The following is a 7,248-nucleotide window of genomic DNA, read 5'->3' as shown; positions in this document are numbered from 1 at the left end:
TCACTGACCATCCCACGGTGGCTCGCTACGTTAACGCAGCAACACTCAGGAGCGGGAAACAACACCACTCAACGGGACATGGCCCGCGGCGTTGACCGAGGCGCCGGGTACTATCGGCTCACGCCTGCACGAGTGGGCAAACGCGCCGGGCGACCGCTGGAGTGAAGGCTTGTCCATCCCGGGCGCGAACCAGGAATTTGTACCGGGGAACTACTGGGCTGCGTGCGTATCAGCAGAGTGCCGACGTTTGATGACCGACTGGATTCCCTTGTACGCAAGCATGCCTGCGATGCAAAGGAAGATGGCCCCGGAAACGTAGTCGAACTATTGTGACGCATTCCCAATGGTAAGAATCGAAAATGCGATGATGACGATGGCGCCGCCGAGATAAGCGGTGCTAGTGCGCTTCGAATCTATTTCGGACTCAACAAGGTCAGGACGTGTCATGCTCGAAGCCTACTGCGCTCACTCACCATGTCCCGAAACCCTATGGGTGCTTTCGAGACCGAGCCCGCCAACGCGTGCTGTTTCGTGACGGCAGTCGCGGCAGCCAGCCTTTCTGCGTGACGCCTCGGACGTGCGCAATGGGACTCGGCCCAAAACGGTGATCAGTCCCACGACCGGGCCGGTGACCATTCAGGTGCCCCGCGACCGGGACGGCACGTTCAGTCCGGTGATCGTGCCGAAACTGTCAGCGAAACTGGCCTACTTTTCAACGAGCGCTGACAATCTGGGCCCGAAACTTTGCCAACAACCTTCGCCTGGGGCGACGGGAGGGTGCGTCAGACGAGCAACTCTCGGAGCTCATCGCTAGTGCAAAATGCCAGCAGGGCCTCGACCTTACGGGGCGATCCATGCGCAGCTGAAGAGAACGGCTGAACCCCCAGGTGACCTAGACGCGGACCAGTCGGCAAGAGGCTGTCGGAAAGTTGTCGGTTATCAACGCATTTCAACGAAAAAGGCTCCTACTTCCCTGCAAATCCGGGGAAGTAGGAGCCTTTTTCGTGGCGGTACCGGTGGGATTTGAAACCTAAGGCGCCCCCAATGAGACAGCGGATCAGCCCTCAAATCCGCATGATTACGCGGCTTTTCAATTATTTGACCATGCTAGAGAACGGAGCGATCTCGTTCAAATGTTGCCAAAATGTTGCCACGCCCGCAGATAAGCCTTGGGTTCTGTCGAAAGCGTCGCGGCTGCCCATTCCTCGTGAGGCGCAGGGCGTAAATTGCATCGGACAAATTATTGAGCGGGGTATCGACACGCTCCTGACTGGCGCCAGGGTGCTAGCAAAGAGTCCGACATGTACGTATGGATAGCCCGTCCAATAGCAGAGATACTGAATCGTACGTGCCGATAATACATATTATGACAAGTAATGCGTGTTTGAAAGAATTATTTCTAGAAACCAATTATGTTGATTTTTTCATTCAGCTGTCCTGCCTCATGAGGCAGTCGCAATCTAGTCGAGGCATCAGGGATTTTGTCTCAAGACAATTGATGCATCGTCGGGTTTCTTCTTAACTTAGTTGAGGCATTGGCATGATCCGTCTCAAGTCAGTTGAGGCGTTGGCATGATCCGTCTCAAGTTAGTTGAGGCATTGTGCGACGTATCTCGCGCCAATTTGAGACGTTCTCCACTTCGAGCCTGATCGCGGGACGTGCCGTGGTGGCATCCGACCTTGTTGTCGCACGTGAACGTGGTGAAGGAATCCTGACCTTCAGGGAGCACTGTTCCTCTGCGCCGGTATGTAGGGCAGTATCGCCACCCGTTATGACAAACTCGCCCTGAGCTATCGCGGCGGAGTCCATCTGGTCGAAGACATCAAGAGACACGCCCTAGCGGTGCAGGTGCTCGAGCACAGCGGTTGCGGTCGCTGTGTCGGTGACGAGGCAACGAAAGAGGCCGGTCTTGGCACCGCTCGCAATACTAGGAACCTTATCGGTGCCGACCGCGACGCCGACGGTGAACGGAATGCCACGCAGCACGTCGACGGAGGTGTTCACCATGCGTTCACTGCCCGGGAACTGCACGGTGGCTCCGTCGGTGTCGAAGAAGTTGAGGCAGACATCGCCGACCGACCGCAGCAGCGAGTCATCGTCGGTCGGAATGAACCGGGAGATCGACTGGCGCGAGGCGGGTGGTGACCCGATCGCCACGAGAGCGCCTTTGGCGGCCTTCCAGAGTCGTTGCACCCGTTGGAAAGAAGGATCACGCTGCAAACTTTCACACATTTCCAACGAGGGCAGCGCCTGCGCGAAGAGAAAAGCCGGCACGCCGCCGCTACGCTCCGCAATCGTTCGGGCAAGCTCATTGGACTGGTGCCACGGTTCCGGCTCGGTCTGACCGCCAACGGTCGGGACGATGACCACCCCAGGCAGCCGGGGCAGGGGTCCCTGGCTAAGCTCGTAGATGGTGCGGCCGGAAGAAACCAGCAAAACGTCGCCGGGCTCAAGCGACATGTCTGCGAGGGCCGTGTTCACTTGGGGCGCCAAGCCACCGCGGATACGCGCGGACTGGTCGCCCGGGGCGAGGTAGACCTGGGCCAGGCCGAGGGCGTCGCGCAGAATCGCGGTGAGATCATCCCCCGAGTGCTGTTCGGGATTGACGACCTCGATGCGCACGACACCGACGCGCCGAGCCTCGGCCAGCAGGCGGCTAACGAAGGGCCGGGAGATCTTCAGGACCGCGGCGATTTGCGCCTGGTTGTCCCCGTCGACATAGTACATGCGGGCCGCTTCATAGAGCGCGCTGAGCGGGTAGCGAGCCTCAGGCCGGTCGCCGATCGGGTCCAGGGGGTGTTCGCTCATTTGGGGGGATCCTTCCGCGGAGTGCACACCACCATCATGACCCATGAACAAAGACGTGAACAAATGTTCTGCACATAGCAAGCACAGAAATTGTGTTCTGCACAGATGTGTCGATAGTGTCGGAGAGCATCAAAGTTATCGGATGATCCAAGGAGGGGTCCATGTCCACCGCAACACTTTCGGTTACAACGCAGTCCGTCGAACGATCCGAATCAACGTCAATGCTGCCCAGCTTCATGCAGGCCGTCGTCGTGCACGGCCCAGAAAAATACGTTATGGAACGACTCCCGGTGCCGGTTCCCGGCCCTGGCGAAATGCTGATCAAGGTTGAGGCGGTCGGCGTGTGTGCCAGCGACCTCAAGTGTTACCACGGCGCCACCAAGTTCTGGGGCGACGAGGACCGGCCCGCTTGGGCCCAGACCGGGATCACGCCCGGCCACGAATTCGTCGGCACCATTGTGCTGGCCGACGACGTGGCTGAGGCTCACCATCAGGTCAGCGTGGGCGACCGCATCGCCTGCGAACAAATCGTGCCCTGCGGCGAGTGTCGGTACTGCACCCGCGGCCAATACTGGATGTGCGGCCCCCACGACATGTTCGGCTTCCGCAACTTCAACGGCGCCATGGCGGAGTACCTTGTCGTGCCGATTCGGGCTCTTACTCACCGCGTCTCCCCCGAACTGCCAGCCGCACACGCCGCCTTCGCCGAACCGCTGGCCTGCTCGCTGCACGCCGTCGAGCGTGCCAACATCCACTTCGATGACGTGGTGGTCATCGCCGGGTGCGGCCCGATCGGTCTGGGCGCCATCGCCGGCGCCAAGGCCAAGGGCGCGCGGGTCGTCGTGGCCCTCGACCTGAGTGACGACAAACTTGCCCTGGCAGGCAAATGCGGCGCCGATATTTTGCTCAATGCGGGCACGAGTGATGTCATTGCAAAGATCACAGCCATGACAGACGGTTATGGCGCGGATGTTTACATCGAGTGCACCGGGCATCCATCGGGCGTGAAGCAGGGTCTGAACCTGCTGCGCAAGCTCGGCACCTTCGTGGAATACTCCGTCTTCGGCTCCGACGTGACCGTGGACTGGTCGATCATCAGCGACGATAAAGAGCTCGATATCTTCGGCGCGCACCTTGGCCCCAACTGCTGGCCTGCCGCGATCAAGATGATCGAGTCTGGCGTACTGCCAATGGACGACATCTGCACCAATCAGTTCGCCCTCAACGACTATCAGGCCGCGCTTGACCTCGTCAGCGATACCGCGGGCGCCTCGGTCAAGGTCAGCATCCTTCCGTAATCGGCGGTCCGGTGCACCGCGGTCATTGTCGCGGTGTATCCCCTGGCCCTGTCGGGCCACGCTTTTCAGGCCGACCTCACTCGGCCTTCCGCACGATGACGTGAACGGATGATTGTGACCCAAACCCTCGAACGACTGGCCCCCACGCGGGAAACCCGCCTCGACCGGATCGGCATTCCTCACTCCCTACGCTGGGGCTTCCTCGGCGTGCTGGTCTTCATGACCGGTAATGGTGTGGAATCCAACTTCATCGCACCACACATGGCCGCGGCGCTGCCCACGGCCGCAGCACTCGTTCCGACGATCATCACCATGTACGGCGTGGCCGTGCTCGTGGCCTCCTACCTGTCCGGGGCGCTCTCCGACCTGTGGGGCCCACGCCGAGTCATGCTGCTCGGTTTTGTGGTCTGGATGGTCTTCGAAGCGACGTTCCTGCTGGCGCTCAGCGGCGAATCAACCGTGGGTGTGATAATTTCGTACTTCCTGCGTGGATTCGGCTTCCCGCTGTTCGCCTTCGCCTTCCTGGTCTGGATCAATGCCGTAGTGCCGTCCAAACGCAACGGCAGGGCCGTTGGCTGGTTTTACGTGATGTTCACAGGAGGCCTGCCGACCCTCGGATCACTCTTCGCGATCTTTGCCATTCCCGCCTTCGGGTCGGGAATCGGCGGGGAGTACCTCACCATGTGGGCCTCTGCGGGCCTCGTGACGATCGGGTTTCTGATCGCCTGGGCGGGTATCCGTGAGCAGCGTGGCCGGTCGCGGCTGGTTCCGCACGAGGAGACCACCAGTCGGGTGCTATTGTCGGGCCTGCGCCTCACGGCGACCCAGCCGAAGATTTTGATGGGCTTCCTGGTGCGCATCATCAATACCGCCCCGCAGTTCGGCATGTTCATCATTCTTCCGAGCATCATCGGCGGTGAGCTCGGCTGGACACAGGCCCAGTGGCTCACCATGACCGTGATTGTGTTCGCCTCCAACGTGGCCTTCAATGCTCTCTTCGGTGCGATCGGTGACAAGTGGGGCTGGCGCCGTACCGTTCGCTGGTTCGGGATCGTCGGCTCCGCGATTGGCCTGCTGGCCTGGTGGTACGTGCCACACTGGGTTGAACCGGGCTCTGACTGGGGCTTCTGGGTCTCTGTTGCCGCCGGTGTATTCTTCGGAATCATGCTCGCCGGGTTCGTGCCGATGGGCGCGATCATGCCAGCCCTCGCCCCCGAGCACAAGGGCGCTGCGATGGCCATGTACACGACCGCCGCCGGCGGTGCGGCCTTCCTGGGCGCAGCCGTGGTTGCCATCGTGCAGCCCTGGGGCGGCAACATCGGTGTGGTGTGGGCGTTCGTGATCCTCTACGGCGCCGCGTTCATCATGATCAACTATCTTCGCGTGCCCGAAGACGAGCCGGGAGCACGTTCGTGACCCGCTTGTTCGGCGACCCGGCCGAATTCGCTGAGGATCAGTTGGCCGGATTCGTCGATCTCTACCGTGACCGTCTGCGGGGCGTCCCCGGCGGAGTCGTCGCCCTCCCATCCGGCCCCCCGCAGGTCGCCGTGATCGTCGGCGGCGGCGCCGGCCACTATCCGGCATTCGCCGGCCTCGTTGGCCCGGGTTTCGCGACCGGTGCGGTTGTGGGCAACATATTCACCTCGCCCAGCGCCGCCCGAGTGTACTCCGTCGCCAAAGCCGCCCATCAGGGTCGCGGCGTCGTGCTGAGCTTCGGCAACTACGCCGGCGACACCATGAACTTCGGCATCGCCGCCGAGCGGCTGCGCAAAGAGGGCATCGACACCCGCATCGTGATCGTGACAGATGACATCGCATCCGCTGCCGAGGAACAGTTACGACGCGGCATCGCCGGAGACTTCACCGTCTTCAAGGTCATGGGTGCCGCGGCGGCGACCGGAGTCAACCTCGACGAGGTCGAACGACTCGGTCGGGCGGCAAATGCCGCCACCCGCACCCTCGGAGTGGCCTTTTCCGGCTGCACCATGCCCGGTGCCCACGAACCGCTCTTCGACGTGCCCGCAGGCTACCTCGGGCTCGGCCTCGGCATTCACGGCGAGCCCGGCATTCGCGACGAGCCGATGCCCACCGCGGCCGATCTCGCCCACACCCTCGTAAATAGTGTGCTCGCTGAGGCCCCAGCGCGTGCTGCAAGCAAGCGCGTAGCCGTGATCCTCAATGGCCTCGGCACCACCAAATATGAGGAGCTTTTCCTTCTCTGGAGCCACATAGCGCCACTGCTCCGCAAGGCGGGGCACACCACCGTCGACGTGGAGGTCGACGAAATCGTGACCAGCCTCGACATGGGCGGCTGCTCACTCACCCTGATGTGGCTCGACGACGAACTCGAAACGCACTGGCGAGCGGATGCCTACACGCCCGGCTACCGCAAGCAGAAAGCCCCACTAGTGAGCATCGACACCACTTTGGAGCAGGGCTACAGCGCGGTGGAGGTCGCCGCAGGCGCCCCCGACTCCAGTACGGCAAGCCGCAAACTGGCCGAGCTCACCTCCCGCGGCCTACTCACGATGCAGTCAAGCCTTCACGAACACGAGCAGCGACTGGGCGATATTGACGCGATCGCCGGTGACGGCGACCACGGACGCGGGATGGTCAAGGGAATCGACGCGGCCGTCGCCGCGTCGACGATCGCCTGCTCCAACGCCGCCGGGGTGGCCTGGCTGCTGCAGCGATCCGGACAGGCCTGGGCCGAGCAAGCGGGCGGAACCTCGGGCGTGCTCTGGGGCGCGGCGCTCGAAGCCGCTGGAATGGTACTCACCGATGACCGCGACCGGTATCTCCCGAGTGACATCGTCGCGGGGGCTGAAGCGTTCCTCGAGGCCATCGTCGACCTCGGCGGCGCAACCATCGGGGACAAGACCATGGTCGACGCGCTGATTCCCTTCGTGGACGAGCTGCGGGCCCGGGTCGCTACCGGGGCGAGTGTGCAGTCTGCGTGGCGCGCGGCATCCGTCGTCGCCACCGTCGCGGCCGCCGACACCGCCGTACTGACCCCGAAACTCGGCCGCGCCCGGCCACTCGCCGCGAAGAGCATCGGAACCCCGGATGCCGGGGCCACCTCGCTCGCGCTGCTCGTGACCGCGCTCGGTGCGATGAGCCACTCGTGATTGACTGACCGAC

General features: G+C 62.4%; 4 protein-coding genes and 1 pseudogene. 4 read left to right on the top strand and 1 reads right to left on the bottom strand.

Annotated elements, in window-relative coordinates; translation table 11 throughout:
* Positions 1 to 577 precede the first annotated feature (577 nt).
* A pseudogene (locus tag CXY72_RS19925) lies at positions 578 to 688 on the top strand (transposase); the annotation flags it as partial.
* A gap of 1,149 nt (positions 689 to 1,837) precedes the next feature.
* Here CXY72_RS19925 and CXY72_RS01360 read toward each other — a convergent pair.
* A complete protein-coding gene (locus CXY72_RS01360) occupies positions 1,838 to 2,809 on the bottom strand; it encodes a sugar-binding transcriptional regulator (protein WP_104125939.1) in 972 nt (323 codons plus the stop codon).
* Between the two features lie 161 nt (positions 2,810 to 2,970).
* On the opposite strand from CXY72_RS01360, the gene CXY72_RS01355 reads away from it, so the two are divergent.
* The 3 genes from CXY72_RS01355 to CXY72_RS01345 all read left to right on the top strand — a co-directional run bounded on the left by CXY72_RS01355 (position 2,971) and on the right by CXY72_RS01345 (position 7,235).
* The gene (locus CXY72_RS01355; RefSeq protein ID WP_104125938.1) at positions 2,971 to 4,107 is read left to right on the top strand and encodes a zinc-binding dehydrogenase; all 1,137 of its coding nucleotides are present in this window, start codon (positions 2,971 to 2,973) and stop codon (positions 4,105 to 4,107) included.
* Between the two features lie 108 nt (positions 4,108 to 4,215).
* Positions 4,216 to 5,523 (top strand): RbtT/DalT/CsbX family MFS transporter, encoded by a 1,308-nt coding sequence (locus CXY72_RS01350; protein ID WP_104125937.1) that lies wholly within the window; start codon positions 4,216 to 4,218, stop codon positions 5,521 to 5,523.
* On the top strand, positions 5,520 to 7,235 hold the full coding sequence (locus CXY72_RS01345) for a dihydroxyacetone kinase family protein (RefSeq protein ID WP_104125936.1): 1,716 nt from the start codon (positions 5,520 to 5,522) through the stop codon (positions 7,233 to 7,235). The genes CXY72_RS01350 and CXY72_RS01345 overlap by 4 nt, the downstream gene beginning before the upstream one ends.
* The last annotated feature ends 13 nt before the right edge of the window (positions 7,236 to 7,248 follow it).

The sequence above is a fragment of the Cryobacterium sp. Y57 genome, assembly GCF_002929505.1.
Taxonomy (GTDB): Bacteria; Actinomycetota; Actinomycetes; order Actinomycetales; family Microbacteriaceae; genus Cryobacterium.
Note: the sequence above shows the minus strand (reverse complement) of the source record. Positions and strands in the feature narration are given on the sequence as shown.

What these genes read in the sequence shown, in the direction of transcription:
- CXY72_RS01360 (WP_104125939.1), bottom strand. Translation starts at nt 2,809, where the DNA reads ATGAGCGAACACCCCCTGGACCCGATCGGCGACCGGCCTGAGGCTCGC.
- CXY72_RS01350 (WP_104125937.1), top strand. Translation starts at nt 4,216, where the DNA reads ATGATTGTGACCCAAACCCTCGAACGACTGGCCCCCACGCGGGAAACC.
- CXY72_RS01355 (WP_104125938.1), top strand. Translation starts at nt 2,971, where the DNA reads ATGTCCACCGCAACACTTTCGGTTACAACGCAGTCCGTCGAACGATCC.